The organism is Roseovarius gaetbuli (genome assembly GCF_900172365.1).
GTDB classification, from domain to species: Bacteria; Pseudomonadota; Alphaproteobacteria; order Rhodobacterales; family Rhodobacteraceae; genus Roseovarius; species Roseovarius gaetbuli.
In genome coordinates, this window is the sequence record NZ_FWFJ01000058.1 from 1 (window position 1) to 17638 (window position 17638).

21 protein-coding genes, 2 pseudogenes and 1 riboswitch are annotated in these 17638 nt (G+C 59.2%); of the genes and pseudogenes, 18 read left to right on the forward strand and 5 right to left on the reverse strand.

Annotation, left to right across the window (positions count from 1 at the left end; translation table 11 throughout):
* Window positions 1-520: 520 nt before the first annotated feature.
* From ROG8370_RS17995 to ROG8370_RS18005, 3 genes are all read right to left on the reverse strand, one after another.
* The gene (locus ROG8370_RS17995; protein WP_085828532.1) at window positions 521-1564 is read right to left on the reverse strand and encodes a fatty acid desaturase; all 1044 of its coding nucleotides are present in this window, start codon (window positions 1562-1564) and stop codon (window positions 521-523) included.
* A gap of 475 nt (window positions 1565-2039) precedes the next feature.
* Entirely contained in the window at window positions 2040-2744 is a 705-nt protein-coding gene (locus ROG8370_RS18000) for a winged helix-turn-helix domain-containing protein (RefSeq protein WP_085828533.1), read from the reverse strand.
* Window positions 2745-2768: 24 nt separating this feature from the next.
* Window positions 2769-3002 carry a hypothetical protein gene (locus ROG8370_RS18005; RefSeq protein ID WP_085828534.1) on the reverse strand — a complete coding sequence of 78 codons (234 nt, stop codon included), beginning with the start codon at window positions 3000-3002 and terminating at the stop codon, window positions 2769-2771.
* 143 nt (window positions 3003-3145) lie between these two features.
* Here ROG8370_RS18005 and ROG8370_RS18010 point away from each other — a divergent pair, with 143 nt between their 5' ends.
* The 11 genes from ROG8370_RS18010 (at window position 3146) to tenA (ending at window position 11859) form a co-directional block, all read left to right on the forward strand.
* Entirely contained in the window at window positions 3146-3649 is a 504-nt protein-coding gene (locus ROG8370_RS18010) for a hypothetical protein (protein WP_139838214.1), read from the forward strand.
* A 117-nt stretch (window positions 3650-3766) separates the two neighbouring features.
* Window positions 3767-4387, forward strand: coding sequence for a ribonuclease HII (rnhB, locus tag ROG8370_RS18015; protein ID WP_085828535.1), 621 nt, complete (start codon window positions 3767-3769; stop codon window positions 4385-4387).
* Window positions 4388-4488: 101 nt separating this feature from the next.
* On the forward strand, window positions 4489-5604 hold the full coding sequence (locus ROG8370_RS18020; RefSeq protein ID WP_085828536.1) for a site-specific DNA-methyltransferase: 1116 nt from the start codon (window positions 4489-4491) through the stop codon (window positions 5602-5604).
* Between the two features lie 163 nt (window positions 5605-5767).
* A riboswitch (TPP riboswitch) is annotated at window positions 5768-5870 on the forward strand.
* Between the two features lie 54 nt (window positions 5871-5924).
* Window positions 5925-6722, forward strand: coding sequence for a bifunctional hydroxymethylpyrimidine kinase/phosphomethylpyrimidine kinase (gene thiD / locus ROG8370_RS18025; RefSeq protein WP_085828537.1), 798 nt, complete (start codon window positions 5925-5927; stop codon window positions 6720-6722).
* Window positions 6719-7705: an FAD-dependent oxidoreductase gene (locus ROG8370_RS18030; protein ID WP_085828538.1), complete on the forward strand. Its 987-nt coding sequence runs from the start codon at window positions 6719-6721 to the stop codon at window positions 7703-7705. Before thiD ends, ROG8370_RS18030 begins: the two co-directional genes overlap by 4 nt.
* Window positions 7689-7886, forward strand: a complete 198-nt coding sequence (gene thiS / locus ROG8370_RS18035; RefSeq protein WP_073196490.1) for a sulfur carrier protein ThiS — start codon at window positions 7689-7691, stop codon at window positions 7884-7886. Before ROG8370_RS18030 ends, thiS begins: the two co-directional genes overlap by 17 nt.
* Window position 7887: 1 nt before the next feature.
* Complete coding sequence (locus ROG8370_RS18040; protein ID WP_085828539.1) at window positions 7888-8661, forward strand: thiazole synthase; 774 nt, start codon at window positions 7888-7890, stop codon at window positions 8659-8661.
* On the forward strand, window positions 8658-9254 hold the full coding sequence (locus ROG8370_RS18045; protein ID WP_085828540.1) for a thiamine phosphate synthase: 597 nt from the start codon (window positions 8658-8660) through the stop codon (window positions 9252-9254). The genes ROG8370_RS18040 and ROG8370_RS18045 overlap by 4 nt, the downstream gene beginning before the upstream one ends.
* The gene (locus ROG8370_RS18050) at window positions 9251-10240 is read left to right on the forward strand and encodes a HesA/MoeB/ThiF family protein (RefSeq protein ID WP_085828541.1); all 990 of its coding nucleotides are present in this window, start codon (window positions 9251-9253) and stop codon (window positions 10238-10240) included. Before ROG8370_RS18045 ends, ROG8370_RS18050 begins: the two co-directional genes overlap by 4 nt.
* On the forward strand, window positions 10241-11176 hold the full coding sequence (locus ROG8370_RS18055; RefSeq protein WP_085828542.1) for an ABC transporter substrate-binding protein: 936 nt from the start codon (window positions 10241-10243) through the stop codon (window positions 11174-11176).
* On the forward strand, window positions 11173-11859 hold the full coding sequence (gene tenA / locus ROG8370_RS18060) for a thiaminase II (protein WP_085828543.1): 687 nt from the start codon (window positions 11173-11175) through the stop codon (window positions 11857-11859). The genes ROG8370_RS18055 and tenA overlap by 4 nt, the downstream gene beginning before the upstream one ends.
* Window positions 11860-11940: 81 nt before the next feature.
* On the opposite strand, the gene ROG8370_RS18065 is transcribed toward tenA, so the two are convergent.
* Both ROG8370_RS18065 and ROG8370_RS18070 read right to left on the reverse strand, forming a co-directional pair.
* The gene (locus tag ROG8370_RS18065) at window positions 11941-12408 is read right to left on the reverse strand and encodes a prepilin peptidase (protein ID WP_170925295.1); all 468 of its coding nucleotides are present in this window, start codon (window positions 12406-12408) and stop codon (window positions 11941-11943) included.
* Entirely contained in the window at window positions 12408-13214 is an 807-nt protein-coding gene (locus ROG8370_RS18070) for a helix-turn-helix transcriptional regulator (RefSeq protein WP_170925296.1), read from the reverse strand. The genes ROG8370_RS18065 and ROG8370_RS18070 overlap by 1 nt, the downstream gene beginning before the upstream one ends.
* Before the next feature lie 398 nt (window positions 13215-13612).
* Between ROG8370_RS18070 and ROG8370_RS20335 the strand changes: the two genes are divergently transcribed.
* From ROG8370_RS20335 to ROG8370_RS21490, 7 genes and pseudogenes are all read left to right on the forward strand, one after another.
* Window positions 13613-13789: a Flp family type IVb pilin gene (locus ROG8370_RS20335; protein ID WP_139838215.1), complete on the forward strand. Its 177-nt coding sequence runs from the start codon at window positions 13613-13615 to the stop codon at window positions 13787-13789.
* 397 nt (window positions 13790-14186) lie between these two features.
* Window positions 14187-14717, forward strand: a pseudogene (cpaB, locus tag ROG8370_RS18075) (Flp pilus assembly protein CpaB); the annotation flags it as partial.
* A complete protein-coding gene (locus ROG8370_RS18080) occupies window positions 14717-14953 on the forward strand; it encodes a TadE/TadG family type IV pilus assembly protein (protein ID WP_170925298.1) in 237 nt (78 codons plus the stop codon). The pseudogene cpaB and the gene ROG8370_RS18080, both read left to right, overlap by 1 nt.
* Entirely contained in the window at window positions 14950-16239 is a 1290-nt protein-coding gene (locus ROG8370_RS18085) for a hypothetical protein (RefSeq protein ID WP_085828548.1), read from the forward strand. The genes ROG8370_RS18080 and ROG8370_RS18085 overlap by 4 nt, the downstream gene beginning before the upstream one ends.
* A 12-nt stretch (window positions 16240-16251) precedes the next feature.
* A complete protein-coding gene (locus tag ROG8370_RS18090) occupies window positions 16252-16704 on the forward strand; it encodes a hypothetical protein (protein WP_085828549.1) in 453 nt (150 codons plus the stop codon).
* 5 nt (window positions 16705-16709) lie between these two features.
* A complete protein-coding gene (locus ROG8370_RS18095; RefSeq protein ID WP_085828550.1) occupies window positions 16710-17489 on the forward strand; it encodes a CpaE/TadZ family protein in 780 nt (259 codons plus the stop codon).
* Between the two features lie 25 nt (window positions 17490-17514).
* Window positions 17515-17638 (forward strand): annotated as a pseudogene (locus ROG8370_RS21490) (IS110 family RNA-guided transposase); the annotation flags it as partial.

The window sequence follows — 17638 nt, forward strand, 5'->3', positions numbered from 1 at the left end:
CCTCCGCAAACTGGCCAAGATCCTTCCTGCACCGCAGCAAACGCGCAAAGCCTGATAGAAAAGGCGCTCGCGCTCTGTTCAGAACCACACTTTCTGCAACAGCAACACGTTGTTTTTCCACAGAATCAGCGCTAAGCCGACTTTAGCTGCGACAATCGCCGATGTCGGCTCTGGGCCGATCATTGTAGGCTGGATTATTTGCTCATGCGAAATGCTACGGGACGGCATTAGGTAAAGTGGGCTCATTTCGGCCGTTAGCTGCAGAATGCACCACGGTCCGGTTTTCGCCGCGAAATATCAGATTACAGTGGCTCAAAGAGCTTTGCGGTTTGACGCGAAATTATATGCGCGCAACTCACGCAAATTTATGCGCGCAGTAATTAGCCTAAGCCACTGATATCTGGTGAGAGAGGCGCAATATTACGCGCTTCCCTACAGGCAGTTCAGAAAATTTCTGGCCGAAACAAAACGGGGCAGAGGTGGAAACACCCCTGCCCCGACTGCAATTATGCGTGTGGTCCTAAACCATCTTGGCGTCTGAAAAGGAAATAAGCCGACGGTTTTGATCATCCCAAAGCTGAAGCTTCACACAGCTGATGCTTTCGCGAATCGTCAGGCGCTGCGCCTGATCAAGCTTGGGGTGATCTCGCAGGATCTCGGAGAGGCGATAGAACGGCACCCGGCTCTGAAGATGGTGCACGTGATGAGCCCCGATATTGGCCGAGAACCAGCGCAGGATGCCGGGCAGGATATAATGCGAACTGCCATGCAGGGCCGCATCGTGAAGCTGCCAATCCGGATCATGATCCCAACAGGTTTCTTCAAACTGATGCTGCACGTAAAACAGCCAGACCCCGATTGAGGCCGCGACCACGACCGTGGGCACGAAGACAAGAAAGATCGCCGCAAGCCCGCCAATATAGCCCAGCGTGACCAAAACCACGGCCAGCACCACATTCGTGCCCATCGCACTTACCCAATAGCGCCAGCCGGCAGTCATCAACCCAAGCGGCAGGCGGTTTTCAAGGAAGAACAAATAGGACGGCCCCAACACGAACAGGACAAAGGGGTTGCGATAAAGCCGGTATTTCAGCTGTCCAAAGCGCGACAGGGCTTGATATTCGCTGACCGTAAGGGTCATCACATCGCCCATGCCGCGCTTGTCGAGGTTGCCGGCAGAGGCGTGATGCACCGCGTGGGTGCGCCGCCAGACGTCATAGGGAGTCACGGTCACAACCCCAAGGGCGCGCCCGATCCAGTCATTGAGCAAACGACTGCTGAAGAACGAGCCATGGCCACAATCATGCTGAATCACGAACAGCCGCACAAGAAACAGGCCGTTGAAAACCGAAAGGCCCGTGGCAAGAAGATAGCTGAACGACAGGCACCAGATGGCAAGCGCCCAGATCGCCAGAAACGGAATCAGCGTCACGACAAGCTCGAACAGGCTGCGCGCATGCGACGGCTCTCGGTAATTGGCGAGAATGCGGACCCAAATACGTGCGTCTTCGGTGTCTGGCGTCGCCACGGCCTGCTCTTGGGCCGGTGTGACAGCAGGTGACATCAGGGTATGAGCCAAATTGAGATATCCCTCAGCGTTTGGGCTGCGACGTCGCAGCCAACGTAAGTTGCGGGCACACCAGAATCCGGGTCCCGTCGTCAATAGTAGGTGTCGTTACACTTGCGGTGCTGTCAGCCGTGGAAACGGCCGTCGACAAGCCGGATAGTCTGTCGTTTGTCAACAAGTGCATGCACCTCCAAAAGGCAAAGGGAAATTGATGGCATTACTTATACGCATCGCGGTCAACCCAATCCCGTCGCGGCCAAACCATAGCCGATCAAAGGTTGAGAAGACACCACTACCCTTCAAACCGTGATGCTTGCTATTTTGGAATTGACGTAAAGACAAGCATTAGATGCGCCTCCCCCCCCTGCAAGCCCGGTCCGTGGGGGGAAAATCGTGTCTTTGACGCCGATTTTCACGATCATTTTGCGCGGGTGCGGCGATCGGTCATCATCACGCCAGCCAATCGGCGCCATCAGATCACCCGGATCACATCCTTGTCGATCGCAAGCATATAACCGCGCCGCGCGATATTCTTGACCAGAAGTTCGCTCACGAGCTGATTTCCCAAGGTGTCGCGCAGGCGCTTGATCCGGGTGGCCCCGGCCGCCTCTTCGCAATCTGATGCGTTGCGCCCCGAAATCACACCCTCGATCTCGGCCCCGGTCATGACATCGTCATCCATCCGCGCCTCGGCCAGAACCGACAGGGTCTCCATCGCCGCCTCGGTAAGCTTGAACCCCATGTTGTTGAGGTACACGGTCTTCTCCTCGCGGCGGATCAAGAGCGAACTCACCTGAATACCAGAGCGTTCAATCTGGGCCATGCGGCGGTTCAGCGTGATCAGCATCACCAGAAACACAAGCGCCGAGACCATAAGAGCCGTGGCAAAAACCAGCAGCACGAAGATCACCATGCGATAGCTGGTGAGGGTTTCGGAAAACGCCGTGCCCGAGAGAGCGAGGATTTCCAGAAGCTTGATATCGGTGCGCGCAGTGAGCGCGTCGTTTTCGACAAATATCCGCTCGACCCGCGCATTGAACGCATTCGCGTCCGGCAGGTTGAGAAACAAGAACACCGCTGCAATCGTCAGAATGGCCACGATGGCAACAACGCCAAGAACCACAACCCGGTTGCCCGAGCGCCGCGCATCGGCGGCTGTGCTGGTTAATCCCCGCACAGGCACCCCCCCTTTTTACCCAACCTACTTTTCCTTCTTTGACATCACCTTGAGAAGCTTTAGCCCCTTGCCCGCCAATTGTGCACGCAACGCCGATTCTGCGGAAGAGCAGGGCGCATTGACGGTGGTGACATCATAATAAAGCTCAAGCGGCTTGTCGCGCTTGGCCTTGTACTCGATCTGACAGGCCGCCTGCGCGCCACCGGCGGCAAGAGCAAGGCCAAGAGCCATGAGAGTGATTTGTGTGATCTGTTTCATGGGGGCAAGATGCGCCCAACCCCACGGCTATTCAATAACCTGTGATCCGAAATGACCCGAAAACCGGCTGTTATCTGATAACATCGGGGCGTTATTGCCTGTCTGAACGGGTTGACCCCACCTTCAGTACACCGCGAACGGTCATGCTGGCCGAACGCTTTGACTTCACTGTCGTGAAACCTGAGAGGAAAGAGATCATGCACCGCAAGTTTATCGCAATCGTCCTGGGCGCCGCCCTTGCCGTTACCGGGCTTAGCTCTGCTCCTGTGCGCGCACAGGATCGCGGCGAGACCGCCGCCATCATCGCAGGCGTCGCCGCCCTCGCCATCATCGGCGCCGCGGTTGCCAACGACCGCAAAAAGGATCGTCGCAGGGATGACGTCGCCCGTGGCTATGGTCACAACTACCAACACCAGAATCGTCACTACTACAAGCAAAAGCGGCACTACAAACAAAAGCGCCACGCCAAGCACAAGCGCTATCATCGCCAGGAGCGTCACCACGAGCGCCACACCAACAACCGCGGCTACCACCGCGCACAGCCGACCTATGACAATCGCGGGCACCAGACGCGTCAGTACAACCAACGTCGTGCGGACCGGTACTCGGCACAGTCGCGCTATTACCGCGATCATAACGGCAAATAATCAACAGACACTTTCTGGCGGACAAGGGAAGGGGCATGCCTCTTCCCTTTCATCTTTCTGGGCCTTTTATTTCTACGGGCCTTTTGCATTTACGGGCGCACTATGCGATTTGGGGCCATGTCCGGCCCTGATTACACCCATGAAGCGCTTGCCCTCTCTCAGGGCTATACCCTGATCGCCGGGGTGGATGAGGTTGGGCGCGGCCCGCTTGCCGGCCCTGTCACGGCGGCGGCGGTGATCCTTGACCCCAACCATATCCCGACCGGCCTGAACGATTCAAAGAAGCTCAGCGCGAAACGCCGCCAAGCGCTTTATGACGAACTGTTGGCATGCGCCGATGTTTCAATCGCTCATGCCAGTGTCGAGGAGATCGACGAGATCAACATCCTGCGCGCCTCGCATCTGGCGATGGAACGTGCGGTGATTGGTTTGCGCCAATCCGCCAACATGGCGTTGATCGACGGCAACCTCATTCCGCGTGGTTTAATCATTCCGGCGCAGGCGATCATCAAGGGCGATGCGGCCTCGGTCTCGATTGCGGCGGCGTCCATTGTTGCAAAAATAACGCGCGATCGCATCATGGCGGACCTTGCGCAACAGTTTCCCGGCTATGGCTGGGAAACAAACGCCGGATACCCGTCAAAAAGCCACAAAGCGGCACTTCTAAATCTCGGGGTGACCCCTCACCATAGACGTTCGTTCAAGCCGGTACACAACATCTTGTATCAAGAAAAATAACTAACCCTCTGATTCAAAAAAGAAATTGACGGCGAATCAGCTTTGACTCATCTTTGACCTCAACAACCAGAGCGCACCAAGCGCCGGGACAGAGGCAGAAAATGAAGACGATGACCAAAGCAAAAGGGGCGCCCGCGCTCCCTCTCAATACGATTATTGCCGGTGAATGCATCGAGGTTATGAACAGCCTTCCCGAGGCCAGTGTCGACCTGATCTTTGCCGACCCACCATATAATCTTCAGCTCAAGGGCGATCTTCATCGCCCTGACAATAGCCAGGTGGACGCGGTTGACGACGCCTGGGACCAATTTTCCTCATTCGCCGCCTACGACAGATTTACCCAAGACTGGCTCAAGGCGGCGCGCCGATTACTCAAACCCAATGGGGCAATTTGGGTAATCGGTTCTTATCACAACATCTTTCGGGTCGGCGCCGCCTTGCAGGACCAGGGCTTTTGGATTCTGAACGATGTGGTCTGGCGCAAATCCAACCCGATGCCGAACTTTCGCGGCAAGCGTTTGACCAATGCCCACGAAACGATGATCTGGGCCAGCAAGGAAGAAGGCGGCAAATACACCTTCAACTATGAAGCTCTGAAATCGCTCAATGACGGCATCCAGATGCGCAGCGACTGGGTTTTGCCGATCTGTACCGGGCACGAGCGGCTCAAGGACGAGAACGGCGACAAGGCCCATCCGACCCAGAAGCCCGAAAGCCTCTTGCATCGCATTCTGGTCGGATCGACCAACCCCGGCGACGTCGTGCTTGACCCGTTCTTTGGCACCGGCACCACCGGCGCCGTGGCCAAGATGCTTGGCCGCGATTACATCGGGATCGAGCGCGAAGAGGCCTATCGCAAGGTGGCCGAAAAGCGGCTTGGCAACACCCGCAAATTTGATCGCGAGGCGCTCCGGGTCACGACCTCGAAACGCGCCGAGCCACGCGTGCCCTTCGGTCAGCTGGTCGAGCGCGGCATGCTGCGCCCGGGCGAAGAGCTGCTCAGCATGAATGGCCGCCACAAGGCCAAGGTGCGCGCCGATGGCACGCTGATCGGTGATGACGTCAAAGGCAGCATCCATCAGGTCGGCGCCCATCTTGAAGGTGCGCCCTCGTGCAACGGCTGGACCTATTGGTGCTTCAAGCGCGATGGCAAAACCGTGCCCATCGACCTTTTGCGCCAACAGATCCGCGCCGAGATGTCAGAGCGCCCGAACTAAACCCATTAGAACACCGCCGGTGCCTGAGACCTGACTTATCAGGCACCTCTCTACCTGCCCCGCCGTCATGGCGGGGCCTTTTTCGTTTGGCCATATCCGGCCACCGGACGGGCCCACCCTCGCAATCCCCTTGCCCAGAGGCTTTTGTGCTGATACCTCTTTTGCAAATCCGTTGGGGTGCCTGCTTGTCAGGCTGAGAGGCGACGTGCCAACCCATCGAACCTGATCCGGTTTATACCGGCGTAGGGAACGGAAATGCCTTGGCCCGCCGACGCCAGACAAGGCCCTTTCCGTTTCCAAGATGACTGGAAGGAGAGGCCATGACCACGCCCACAGCACTTACAATCGCCGGATCCGATAGCGGTGGCGGCGCGGGCATTCAGGCCGACCTCAAGACCTTTTCCGCGCTTGGCGTCTTTGGCACCAGCGTGATCACCGCCGTCACCGCACAAAACACCTGTGACGTCACTGACGTTTTCGCCATCCCCAACGCCACCGTCGCGGCCCAGATCAAGGCCGTTTTGGGCGATATCAGGGTCGATGCGCTCAAGATCGGGATGCTTGGCGATGCTACGCTGATCGAGACCGTCGCCGAGGCTTTGCGGGGCTTTTCGGGGCCTGTGGTGCTTGACCCGGTAATGGTCGCGAAATCCGGCGCGCGTCTGTTGCCCGATGCCGCCCGCAGCGCGTTGATCACGCATCTTTTGCCGCGCGCCGATTTGCTAACCCCGAACCTGCCCGAGGCCGCCAGCCTTTTGGGCCTGCCCGAGGCGGTCACGGACCGGGACATGCAGGATCAGGGCAATCGCCTGCGCGACATGGGGGCCAAGGCGGTCCTGATGAAGGGCGGGCATGGCACGGGCGATATCTGCACCGATTGGTTGATCAGCGATCATGTGGTTCAGCTTGACGCGCCCCGCGTCGCCACCCGCAACACCCATGGCACCGGCTGTACGATGTCATCGGCCATCGCGGCCGGTCTCGCTAAGGGCATGCCCTTGGAATTGGCGGTCGAGCACGCGCATCACTGGCTTCACCGGGCGATTATTGCCGCCGACAGCCTTGAGATCGGTCATGGCCACGGCCCGGTACATCATTTTCATGAGGTTTGGGAATGACCTCTCCAGTTATCATTCGCGGCGCCGGGGTTGTCGGGCTTTGTGTTGCCTCAGAGCTCAGCGCGCGAGGGGTACCTGTTACCCTGCGTGATCCGGCGCCCGGTCCCGGCCCGCAGGCCTGTTCATGGTGGGCCGGCGGCATGCTTGCTCCGTTTTGCGAAGGCTACACCGCCGAGGAACCGGTTGTGCGTTTGGGTCAGGAAGCCGCCGATTGGTGGCAGACCCACGGCGCGACCGTGCATCGTAACGGATCGCTTGTTGTAACGCTTGCGCGAGACCGGGCCGAGCTTTCGCAATTTGCCCGGCGCACCAGTGGTCATGAAGCGGTGACAGGCGCTGATCTGGCCGAGTTAGAGCCGCTTTTGGCCGATGACTTTGATCGCGCGCTGTTCTTTCCGGGCGAGGCACATATCAATCCGCGCTTGTCGCTCGAAACCCTGCGCACGCGTTTGATCAAGGACGGTGTGACGTTTGAGCAGACCGATGCAGCGCCGAGCGCCAAGACCGTGATCGACTGTCGCGGGCTGGCGGCGCGTGACGCTCTAAAAGACCTGCGCGGCGTCAAGGGCGAGATGGTGATCCTGCGCGCGCCGGACCTGACCCTCTCGCGTCCGATCCGGCTTTTGCATCCGCGCTTTCCACTCTACATCGTGCCGCGCGGCGACGGGGTATTCATGCTGGGAGCGACCCAGATCGAAAGTGGCGAGCGCGGGCGCGCTTCGGTCCGCTCGGTGATGGAACTGCTGTCGGCGGCCTATGCGCTTCACCCTGCCTTTGGCGAGGCTGAGCTTTTGGAAATCGGCACCGACGCCCGCCCCGCCTTTGCCGACAACCTGCCGCGCATTCGCAGGCGGGGCGGCACGATCTATGTCAACGGGCTGTTCCGGCACGGGTTCTTGTTGTCGCCTGCTCTGGCGCGGATGCTGGCGGATTTGGTGCTGGATGGTCAGATATCGGAGGTGATGGATGAAGATCATAGTTAACGGCGCGGGGCATGACACCGAGGCAACCACATTGTCCGCCCTGCTGGATGAGCTGGGCCATGGGCAGGCCAAAATCGCCACCGCAGTGAACGAGGCATTTGTGCCCGCTGCAATGCGCGAAAAACAGACTCTAAACATGGGTGATCGCGTCGAAATCGTTGCCCCGCGGCAAGGAGGCTAGCATGCCAAGTTTCTACGATACCGAGGTTGCCTCGCGCCTCATGCTTGGCACGGCGCAATACCCTTCACCAGCCATTTTGGCCGAGGCCTTCAAACGCTCGGGCGCGGGCATCGCAACGGTGTCGGTCCGCCGAGAAGCAGGCGGCGAACGCGCCGGTCAGGATTTCTGGGATCTGATCGCCGATCTTGGGGTCAAGGTTCTGCCCAATACCGCCGGCTGTCATTCGGTGCGCGAGGCGGTGACCACCGCACAGATGGCGCGCGAATTGTTTGACACGCCCTGGATCAAGCTTGAGGTGATCGGCCACGCCGACACCCTGCAACCCGATCCTTTTGGTCTTGTCGAGGCGGCGCGTATCCTGAGCGACGACGGATTTCAGGTGTTTCCCTATTGCACTGAAGACCTTGTTCTATGTGATCGCCTGATCGAGGCGGGTTGTCGCGTGTTGATGCCATGGGGTGCGCCAATTGGCACGGGTTTGGGTCTGAATAACATTTATGGACTGCGGTCACTGCGCGCTCATTTCCCCGATGTTCCGCTGGTGGTGGATGCGGGCCTTGGCCTGCCAAGTCAGGCGGCGCATGCGATGGAACTTGGCTATGACGCGGTGCTTTTGAATACCGCCGTCGCCAAGGCGGGCAACCCGGCCTTGATGGCCGAGGGCTTTGCCCGCGCGCTTGAGGCCGGGCGACTGGCGTTCGAAGCCGACCCGATGGAGCCGCGCGATATGGCGGCCCCCTCGACCCCGGTTTTGGGAAAGGCGTTTCTGGCATGACCCTTCCGCGTTTTTACCCGATTTTCGACGATCTTCGCTGGTTAGAGCGGCTCATGCCGCTTGGCGTGAAGCTCGTGCAATTGCGCATCAAGGATACGCCGACGGATGTGGTGCGCGACACGGTGATCAAGGCCCAGGCGCTTTGCCGGGCGCAGGGCGCTATCCTTGTGGTCAACGACTATTGGCAGATCGCAATCGACGCGGGCTGTGACTGGATTCATCTTGGGCAAGAGGATCTGGATGACGCCGATATCACCGCGATCCGGCGCGCGGGGCTAAAGCTTGGCCTAAGCACCCATGACCGCGCCGAGCTTGACCGCGCCCTGTCGCTTGATCCCAATTACGTGGCGCTTGGGCCGGTCTATCCGACCATCCTGAAAAAGATGAAATGGCATCAACAGGGTCTGGAAAAGCTGACGGAATGGAAGGCCGTTATCGGCGACATCCCCCTTGTCGCCATTGGCGGCATGTCGGTAGAGCGCGCCGCAGGGGCGTTTGAGGCTGGTGCCGATATCGTGGCGGCGGTCACCGATATCACGCTGAACGACGATCCCGGGGGGCGTTTGGGTCAATGGCTTGAGGCCACGAAGTGACCCGTTACGCGCGCCAGATCGCAGTGCCTGAATTCGGCATCAGCGCACAGGCCCGCCTAGGCGCGGCGCGGGTGCTTGTGGTCGGCGCAGGCGGGCTTGCGGCGCCGGTCCTGCAATATCTCGTGGGCGCCGGCGTAGGGCATATCACGCTGGTGGATCACGACACCGTCGCGCTTAGCAACCTGCACCGCCAAACGCTGTTTCGCGAGGCCGATATCGGCCAGCCCAAGGCAGAGGTTGCAGCCCGGCACATGGCTGCGTTGAACAGGGACTGCACCGTGACGGCCATATCCGCGCCGCTTGATCCGGCCAGTGCGCCCGCCTTGTGCGCGGCGGCCGATCTTGTGCTTGATTGCGCCGATAGCTTCGCCGCCAGCTATGTCCTTTCCGATATCTGCAAGGCAAATGCCACACCGCTGATCAGCGCCTCTATCGTGGGCACATCGGGCTATTGTGGCGGGTTTTGCGGCACGGCGCCCTCTTTGCGTGCGGTCTTTCCCGATCTGCCCGATCGCCTTGGAAGCTGTGACGCCGATGGCGTCTTGGGGCCAGCGGTTGGGGTAATGGGCGCACTTCAGGCGCAGATGACTTTGGCCGTTTTGGCTGGAATAGGGCCTGATCCGCTGGGTCAACTGGTGACGTTCGAGGCCCTTGGGAGCCGCTTTGGCGGCTTCCGCTTCGATGGCGCACCAGAGCCCGAAGGCGGGTTTGGCTTTATCGCCGCCAGCGAGATTTGCGCCAATGATGCCCTGACCGATCTGCGCGCCGCTGGTGAACCCGGCCCAGCCCTTGCGGGCGCCACCCGGCGCACCGTTGCCGATTTTGACAGCCCGCCGCTGCCCGACACAGGACAACGCGCGGTTCTGGCCTGCCGGTCCGGCCTGCGTGCCTGGCAGGCCGCCACTCGACTGCGCCAGCACTGGCCCGGAGAAATTGCGCTGATCGCCCTTGGCGACAGCCCCACTGACACCCAAGGAGACGACTGAATGAAATATCTCGCGTTTATGGTTGCCCTGTTGGCGACCGCCCCCGCCATGGCACAGGATCGCATGACCCTTTTGCTAGACTGGTTTGTAAACCCCGATCATGGCCCGATCATCGTGGCGCAGGAACTTGGCTATTTCAAGGATGCCGGTCTTGAGGTCGAGATTGTCGCCCCTGCCGACCCAAGCGATCCGCCCAAGATGGTCGCCGCCGGGCAGGCTGATCTTGCGATCTCTTATCAACCACAGCTTCATATGCAGATCGAAAGCGGTCTGCCGCTGCGCCGGGTGGGCACGCTGGTGGCGACGCCGCTTAACTGTCTTTTGGTTCTTGAGGATGGCCCGATCAAATCAAGCGCCGACCTCAAGGGGCGCAAGGTTGGCTTTTCGGTGTCCGGTGTCGAAGAGGCGCTTTTGTCGGCCATCCTCGGGCAACATGGCATGACCCTTAACGATATCGAACTGGTAAGTGTGAACTGGTCACTGTCGCCCTCGCTTATGTCGGGTCAGGTCGATGCGGTGATCGGCGCCTATCGCAATTTCGAGCTGAACCAGATGGAGATCGAAGGCGTGCCGGGGCGGTGTTTTTACATCGAGGAAGAAGGCATTCCGGCCTATGACGAGTTGATCTATGTGGCCAATCCCGAGACGATGAATGCCGATATGATCCGCCGCTTTCTCTTCGCCACCGAGCGCGCGACGCAATATATCGTCAACCACCCGACCGAGAGCTGGGAAATCTTTGCCGGCACCTCGACCGAGCTTCGTGATGAGCTGAACGCGAAGGCCTGGGTTGATACCGTGCCGCGCTTTGCGCTGCGCCCTTCGGCGCTTGATCATGCGCGCTATACCCGGTTTGAAACCTTCCTGAAAGACACCGGAATGATCGAAAACGTCACGCCTGTTTCGGGCCTTGCCCTGGACCTGAGCGCAGAATGACCGCCTATTATGGCACCACCTTTCCCCGCCTGCGTGACGCGGCGGGGGAGGTCTGGCAGGATTATACCCATCATGCCTTTGTCGAAGGGATCAGGGATGGATCACTGCCGCGCAAGGCGTTCCTTGGCTATCTGGTTCAGGATTACATCTTTCTGATCCATTTTTCCCGCGCCTGGGCGCTTGCCGTCACCAAGGCCGATACGCTTGAGGAAATGCGCGCTTGCGCGTCCTCGGTGGATGTTCTGGTCAATGGCGAAATCAGCCTGCATGTCAAAACCTGCGCCGCCGCGGGGTTAAGCGAGCAAGAGCTTTTCACCGCCGCCGAACACCCCGCCAACCTTGCCTATACGCGCTATGTGATGGATGCGGGGCATTCGGGCAATTTCCTTGATCTGATCGCGGCGCTTGCGCCCTGTGTGATGGGATACGGCGAGATCGGCGCGCGGCTTGCGGCGGATGTTCACGCGGATCATCCCTATGCCGATTGGATCAACACCTATGCCGGTGACGACTATCAGCAGGCGTGCTGCAATGCCGGTGTGCTGTTTGACGGAGCGGTCGAACGCCGTCTTGGCGAGGCCCCCGAAACCACCCCCGGTTGGGGGCGGATTTCACAGCGGTTTGCGACGGCGACCCGGCTTGAAGTTGCTTTCTGGGATATGGGGATGTCGTTTGGCGACTGACCTCTGCGCCATGGCTCAGGGGTCGAAGTGAGGGGCGCTGCCCCTCACACTCCCTGGGATATTTTCAGCCAGAAGAAGGGGTTAAACGCCCGAGAGCATTGACCAGCCAAGCATGCCGATCCCCGACATGCCGATCGGCACCCCCATCGGCATTTTAGCCGTCTTGAGAAACGCCCAGTCAGAGCCATCAGAGCGCAAGACCTTGCGGGCCAGCACGATCAAAAGCGTGCAGCCCATCAAACCCGCAGAAAAGCCCAGCATGATTTCCGAGGCATGCGACAAGGGCACGAAGAGCGCAAGGCAGGCCAGGATTTTCACATCGCCGCCGCCCATGAGTCGAAGCGCGAAAAAGGTGAAACAGAACACGAATACGACCATGGACTGCGCCAGTCGCACAGCGATTTCCGACATCGGAAGGGTCAGGGCCAGACCGGCAAAAAGCACGATCAGGATCAAGCTGAGCTGATTGGGAATGCGCATATGCCGAAGATCGAAATAGATCACGGCGGCAAGCACTGCGATCAGGCCAAGCGATACGATCCAGGCCATCATGCCACCCGAAGATCGCCAGGACGCCCGCCAAAGAGGTGCGAAACCACCGCCACCTGTCCCGAGAGATCGGTTTTGGAGTAGATGCTTCGCAAATGCGAACGGATCGTTGCAATCGACAGCCCCAACTCTTGCGCAATCGCGGCGGGCTTTAGGCCCAATCCCAAAAGGCGGCACACCCGGAATTCGGCACGGCTCAGGCCATAGGCATTTTCAAAATCAAGGATCGCGACGTTGCCCTGTTCCGTATAGGTCGGGCGGCGGGTGCGGGTGTGCGACGCGATGAGCGCACTGGCAAGGCCGGGCTGACGCAGCCCCCAGGCAACCGCCAGAGCGGGGGCAATGCCGCCAAGCGATGCGACTATCTCCGGTGTCGGAGACCGGTCAAAAGTAAGCTGCATGATATCGAGGCTACCGACCTCTGCGCGCAAGACGATCAAAACAGTGGTTTCGCCACGATCATTTGACGCCTCGTGGAATTGACCCGCCTCGGCCTCGGGGGTGGTGGCCAGTCGTGTCACGGCGTCATGATTCAGGCGATTGTCGCCATCTGACGGGAAAGAGGCGATCCGGCGGTGTTCGGTTTCGCCCGAAAGGGCGCGGATCATGACAAGTCTGTCAGCGTCGAGTGCAACACCGATTTCGGCCAATGACGACACAACTCTGGAGGGATCAAAAAGCGCTGACGCGAAGCGTTCAACGCTACATAACGCCGTCTGATCCTGTGAAAAGCCCTGAGGTTTTACACGTTTCGATGGCGCGATCTTGGTCGAGCAAGAGTGTTTGAGCGCTGTTACAATGGTCATTACGCGCGCCATCCTTTTGTACATGCCTTATTAAACATGAATGGCAAATCGTGTTTAATTTGGGAAAAACGGCGACTTTTTATGGGTCTAGGGTACGGCTTTAGTAAGGCAACGCCGATTGTGGGCCAGTTGGCACCCCGATTCGCGTTCTTCACAGACCTTTCGGTCATCTGATGAATGGCGCGTATGTTAAAATTTAATAAAATTTAGTCGAATACAGCCCAAGGGTGAATAATTCATCCATTTGGTCGACGCGCTTCGGTCTTTCACCGTGCATTCTGATTTCATCGTTTGGGAAACGTTCCAACAAATGGGGCCGGGTAATGAAGCACAGTTTCGAGTTTAGTAGATGTTAAACGCAAGGAAGATACGCAATGTACAACATGATCAAATAATCAATGGCCCGCCTGAATCGTGACGAAGAGGGTGCAACACTCGTCGAGTACGGCATCGCCCTTAGCCTTGCCATTGCTCTTGGTGGCGCCGCCTTTACCCAGCTCGGCAATGACGTTGGCGCGACCTATACCGCAGTCAGCACCGCGCTTCCGGTTCAGGCAGCAGCGTCAGGCACCTAATCGTCTGATCTGACAATCGCGCCGCAAGCACCCACCTGATGGGCGGATGCTTGCGGCGCAGCTCTCTACAAAAGTTGCTCCCATAGAACAGGGGTTATTGTTCGATCCTAGCACCGTCTTCAGGAGGCAGAGATGAACGTGCGTGCCCTCATAATGTCATTGATCGGCCTGTGTATTGCAGGCGGCGCCGTCTGGGCGGCAATGAAGGGTAAAGTGACACAGGTCACGGTGGTCGAAAGACCGGCACTCGTTCAGTTGATCAGCGCACGCCACGACATCCGCTTTGGTGAGAAAATCACTATGGAGATGCTTGCCACTCAGGAATGGCCTGCTGAAAGCGCCCCCGAGAATACATTTTCAAGCGTCACCCAGGTGGTGAACGCGCCGGGCGAAAGAGACAATTCGCAAGGGCGAACTTTTGCTGGCCGACAAGGTTTCCGAGTTTGGCGAGACCGTCACAATGGTTCAGGCCCTTGGATCAAACAGCCGGGCAATGGCGATCCGTGTCGATGCGGTCACTGCCGTCGATGGGTTTGTGACACCGGGCGACCGGGTTGATATCGTCATGACCGAAGGCAGCGGTTCCGCGCTTCGCGCCGCAACCATTCTTCAGGACATTCGCGTTCTTGGCGTTGACCAGAACACCCAACAGGGCAATCGCGGCGGCGCGGCGGCCCGCACCATCACCGTCGAAGTCGCCCCGAAACAAGGCCAGCTTCTGGCCCTTGCACAACGTGCCGACGCGCTAAGCCTTACGCTGCGCACGGAGCGCGACGTGTCTGACACCGATCTTGGCCAGGTGTCGCCTGATGATCTGATGCGCAATGCCGATCCGATCGTCGTGAAAACCGCCCGGCCGAAGGCAGGGCCTGTGCGCACCATCAAAGTACGCCGTGGAACGACGACCGGTGTTGCCGAGATCCAATGATGACCCGCGCATGCCGAAAATGCTTGGCGGGCTGCACGGATTTCAAACGCTCACAAGACGGTTATGTTCTATTGATCGTGGCCCTGTCGCTTGCGGCGATGATCGGCTTTCTGGCGCTGACCTTTGATTTTGGTCGCCTCGCGACAACCCAATCCGAATTGCAGAGCTTTGTGGACAATGTCGCCCTAAATGCGGCGACGCGATCACCCGCGCCACCGCAGCCGCAGATCAGATGATCACCGACACCCAGACCTTCGGCACCGGCGACAACATTCTGTCGGGCAATTCGGATTTCTCGATTGCGTTCTGTGGCGAAAACTCATCCGGGACCGGCGGCGTTTCCGAAACCAACGATGGCCGCGAGGCACGGTTTGTCCGCGTCGTGTCAGACGGCCAGACCATCGAGCTCGGCTTTGCCGCCGCCTTTGACACGCTGACCGGATCGTCGAACCTGCGCAATGATGTGGACGCCGAGGCCGTGGCCGGGTTTAGCCAATCGGCCTGCGATATCACCCCGTTGATGTTTTGCACCCCCAACAGCACCCGGAAGGCCGATGATCACATCGGTGAAAGCGTTCTGTTGCGCACGGGGGGCAATGGCGCCGGCTGGGGCCCAGGATCGTTCGGGTTTATCGACCCAAGCAGTGGCCTTATTGACGATACCGGCCCCTGTTCCACCTTGAACGGCTCGATGCAAGATTCCTGCCTGATTGCCGCCACACAGGAACGCACCGCCTGTTTTGAAACTCGCGGTGTGAACGTGCGTAACGGTCAGAGTGTTGGTGTTTTCGAGTCCACCCTGAATATCCGGTTCGGTATCTTTCTGGCCTCGGTTCAGTCGCTGAAAAACAACCCGGCCTATGCCCCCGCGCCCAATGTGATCAGCGGCTATGCCGCGTCGAACCCCAGCGGCAATGGCAATGGCGGCAATCAATGCGTGAGCACCGAGGGAAGCGTAAGCCCCGATACCGTGGGCCTTCCACCGGGTGACTGTCATGCATCGGGCCTGTGTGACCGCTATGGAGATGCCGATTGGAGCACGGGGCGCGCCGCCTATGTTGCGATGAATTACGACGGCACAGACCCGCATCCCGGTGCGACGACACGCTATGACTACTACCTCGCAGAGATCGCGGCGGCGGGTGGCGGTGCTTCGACGGCTGATATTTTTGACAAAAAGGCCGAAACCGGACGCCCGCAATGCTCTGCTTACCAGTCAAGCGATCCAAGCCGCCGTGTGCTTGTCGCCGCCGCCATCTGGGCGCAGATCTCGCCCCTGATGCCGGTGAATGCCACCGAGGATAACGTGATCCTTTCTGGCGAATTGACCCCGGATCTCGGGTTTCTGGGCGGGCCTTACACCCCCGTTGTCACCGCCAGAATCGAAGCGCTGGATTTTCAGTTCATCACCCCACTTGGCGCCCTTTCCGGGGCTTGCCGGTGCGACCAATGCCGGGACCCTGGGCAGCGACTTCGTGTTTCCAAGCATGAGCACCTCCTTGCCCGCAGAAGCCCTGTTTGACGGAGAAATAATATGAACATGCGCACCCCTGAAATCATGTTTCAAAGCAATCGCCAGATTGATCCACCCGTCACAGACACGCCTCAGGATGCCCTGACAGACGACACGATGGATGACCCCGCCGAGGACAACGCGCAAAACAGCGGGCGGCTCATGCTTTGCATCAAGACGCCGGGCATGGCCGATATGGTCAGCCGCGCCCTTGGTCAGGATGACGGCGTCGCGGTCGAGGCCCCGCATTGCTCGCTGGCGGAACTAGCCGATGATGCGGCCTTCACGGTTGCGCATTATGATATTCTGGTACTGGACATTGCGCCCGACGATCACGCCGAGATGCAGGCGCTCCATGATCTGCGCGCCCGTGCAAGCGACAGAACCCGCTTTCTTGCGATCACGCCAGAGGCCCTGACCCTCGCCGTCGCGCGTCTGCTTATGGAGGCGGGCATTGACGAGGTTCGCCGCTGACCGCCGTGCGTCCAGAGCTGCGCGAGGCGCAGACCGGCGCGCCCCATATGCAATATGCCGCGCCAAGCCGGAACGGCACGGTCCTGGCCATTGCCCAGACCCGCGGCGGGATTGGCGCGACAACCCTCGCGCTCAACCTTGCCTCGATGCTGTCGCCGCCGACCTCAAGACGCGACAAGACGCTGGTCGCCAAGGTCGCCCTGCTGGATCTTGATTTCCAGAATGGCGATGCGGCCGCCTCGCTTGATATCGACGACAACGGCGCGCTTATCCAGCTTTTGAAGACACGCGCCCTGGCCGATGCGGCCTTTCTCAAGGCGGCGATGGTGCCTTACAAGGACCGCTTTGACGTGCTGCCGAACCCGGTGGAGTTTGCCCCGTTTGACGCCATGACATCGGAAATGGTGGCGCAGTTGGTGATCGAGCTGCGCCATATGTATGACCATGTGATCATCAGCCTGCCGCGTGCCATGATTCAGTGGATCGAGCCGATCCTGGCCCGCGCCGATCAGCTTTTTCTGGTCACGGATACTTCGGTCACCGGCATCCGTCAGGCGCGTCGCCTGATCGACTTTTGCGCCGAGGACAACCCCGGCTTGCCGATTGAAATCGTGGTGTCAAAAGAGAAAAAGCCCATGTCTTTCCCCAAAGCGGTCAAGGAAGCGACTGAACCACTACCGGCTGGCGCCGGTAGGATCAGCGATGTGCTGTTCCAGGTACTGAAGATGGGGTGGTTGCCGCCCTCCCCTGACGGCATCGCAATGTGCCAAGATGGTGGTCTGTAGACCATCTAACGGAGAGGACGGTAAAATGAAGGATACAATGATTGGTGTAGATCTGGCGAAGAGTATTTTCCAGGTTCACGGGGCATTGCTGTCGGGGAAGGAACAATTCCGCAAAAAACTGACACGGCCCCAGTTCTGGAAATTCATGT

Excerpts from the sequence above, each read along its gene's own strand:
- thiS (WP_073196490.1), top strand. The coding sequence starts at position 7,689 with ATGAAGATCATAGTTAACGGCGCGGGGCATGACACCGAGGCAACCACA.
- ROG8370_RS18020 (WP_085828536.1), top strand. The coding sequence starts at position 4,489 with ATGAAGACGATGACCAAAGCAAAAGGGGCGCCCGCGCTCCCTCTCAAT.
- ROG8370_RS18040 (WP_085828539.1), top strand. The coding sequence starts at position 7,888 with ATGCCAAGTTTCTACGATACCGAGGTTGCCTCGCGCCTCATGCTTGGC.
- ROG8370_RS17995 (WP_085828532.1), bottom strand. The coding sequence starts at position 1,564 with ATGTCACCTGCTGTCACACCGGCCCAAGAGCAGGCCGTGGCGACGCCA.
- ROG8370_RS18045 (WP_085828540.1), top strand. The coding sequence starts at position 8,658 with ATGACCCTTCCGCGTTTTTACCCGATTTTCGACGATCTTCGCTGGTTA.
- ROG8370_RS18085 (WP_085828548.1), top strand. The coding sequence starts at position 14,950 with ATGATCACCGACACCCAGACCTTCGGCACCGGCGACAACATTCTGTCG.
- ROG8370_RS18070 (WP_170925296.1), bottom strand. The coding sequence starts at position 13,214 with ATGACCATTGTAACAGCGCTCAAACACTCTTGCTCGACCAAGATCGCG.
- rnhB (WP_085828535.1), top strand. The coding sequence starts at position 3,767 with ATGTCCGGCCCTGATTACACCCATGAAGCGCTTGCCCTCTCTCAGGGC.
- thiD (WP_085828537.1), top strand. The coding sequence starts at position 5,925 with ATGACCACGCCCACAGCACTTACAATCGCCGGATCCGATAGCGGTGGC.
- ROG8370_RS18065 (WP_170925295.1), bottom strand. The coding sequence starts at position 12,408 with ATGGCCTGGATCGTATCGCTTGGCCTGATCGCAGTGCTTGCCGCCGTG.
- ROG8370_RS18010 (WP_139838214.1), top strand. The coding sequence starts at position 3,146 with ATGCTGGCCGAACGCTTTGACTTCACTGTCGTGAAACCTGAGAGGAAA.
- ROG8370_RS18080 (WP_170925298.1), top strand. The coding sequence starts at position 14,717 with ATGACCCGCGCATGCCGAAAATGCTTGGCGGGCTGCACGGATTTCAAA.
- tenA (WP_085828543.1), top strand. The coding sequence starts at position 11,173 with ATGACCGCCTATTATGGCACCACCTTTCCCCGCCTGCGTGACGCGGCG.
- ROG8370_RS18090 (WP_085828549.1), top strand. The coding sequence starts at position 16,252 with ATGAACATGCGCACCCCTGAAATCATGTTTCAAAGCAATCGCCAGATT.
- ROG8370_RS18030 (WP_085828538.1), top strand. The coding sequence starts at position 6,719 with ATGACCTCTCCAGTTATCATTCGCGGCGCCGGGGTTGTCGGGCTTTGT.
- ROG8370_RS20335 (WP_139838215.1), top strand. The coding sequence starts at position 13,613 with ATGGCCCGCCTGAATCGTGACGAAGAGGGTGCAACACTCGTCGAGTAC.
- ROG8370_RS18005 (WP_085828534.1), bottom strand. The coding sequence starts at position 3,002 with ATGAAACAGATCACACAAATCACTCTCATGGCTCTTGGCCTTGCTCTT.
- ROG8370_RS18055 (WP_085828542.1), top strand. The coding sequence starts at position 10,241 with ATGAAATATCTCGCGTTTATGGTTGCCCTGTTGGCGACCGCCCCCGCC.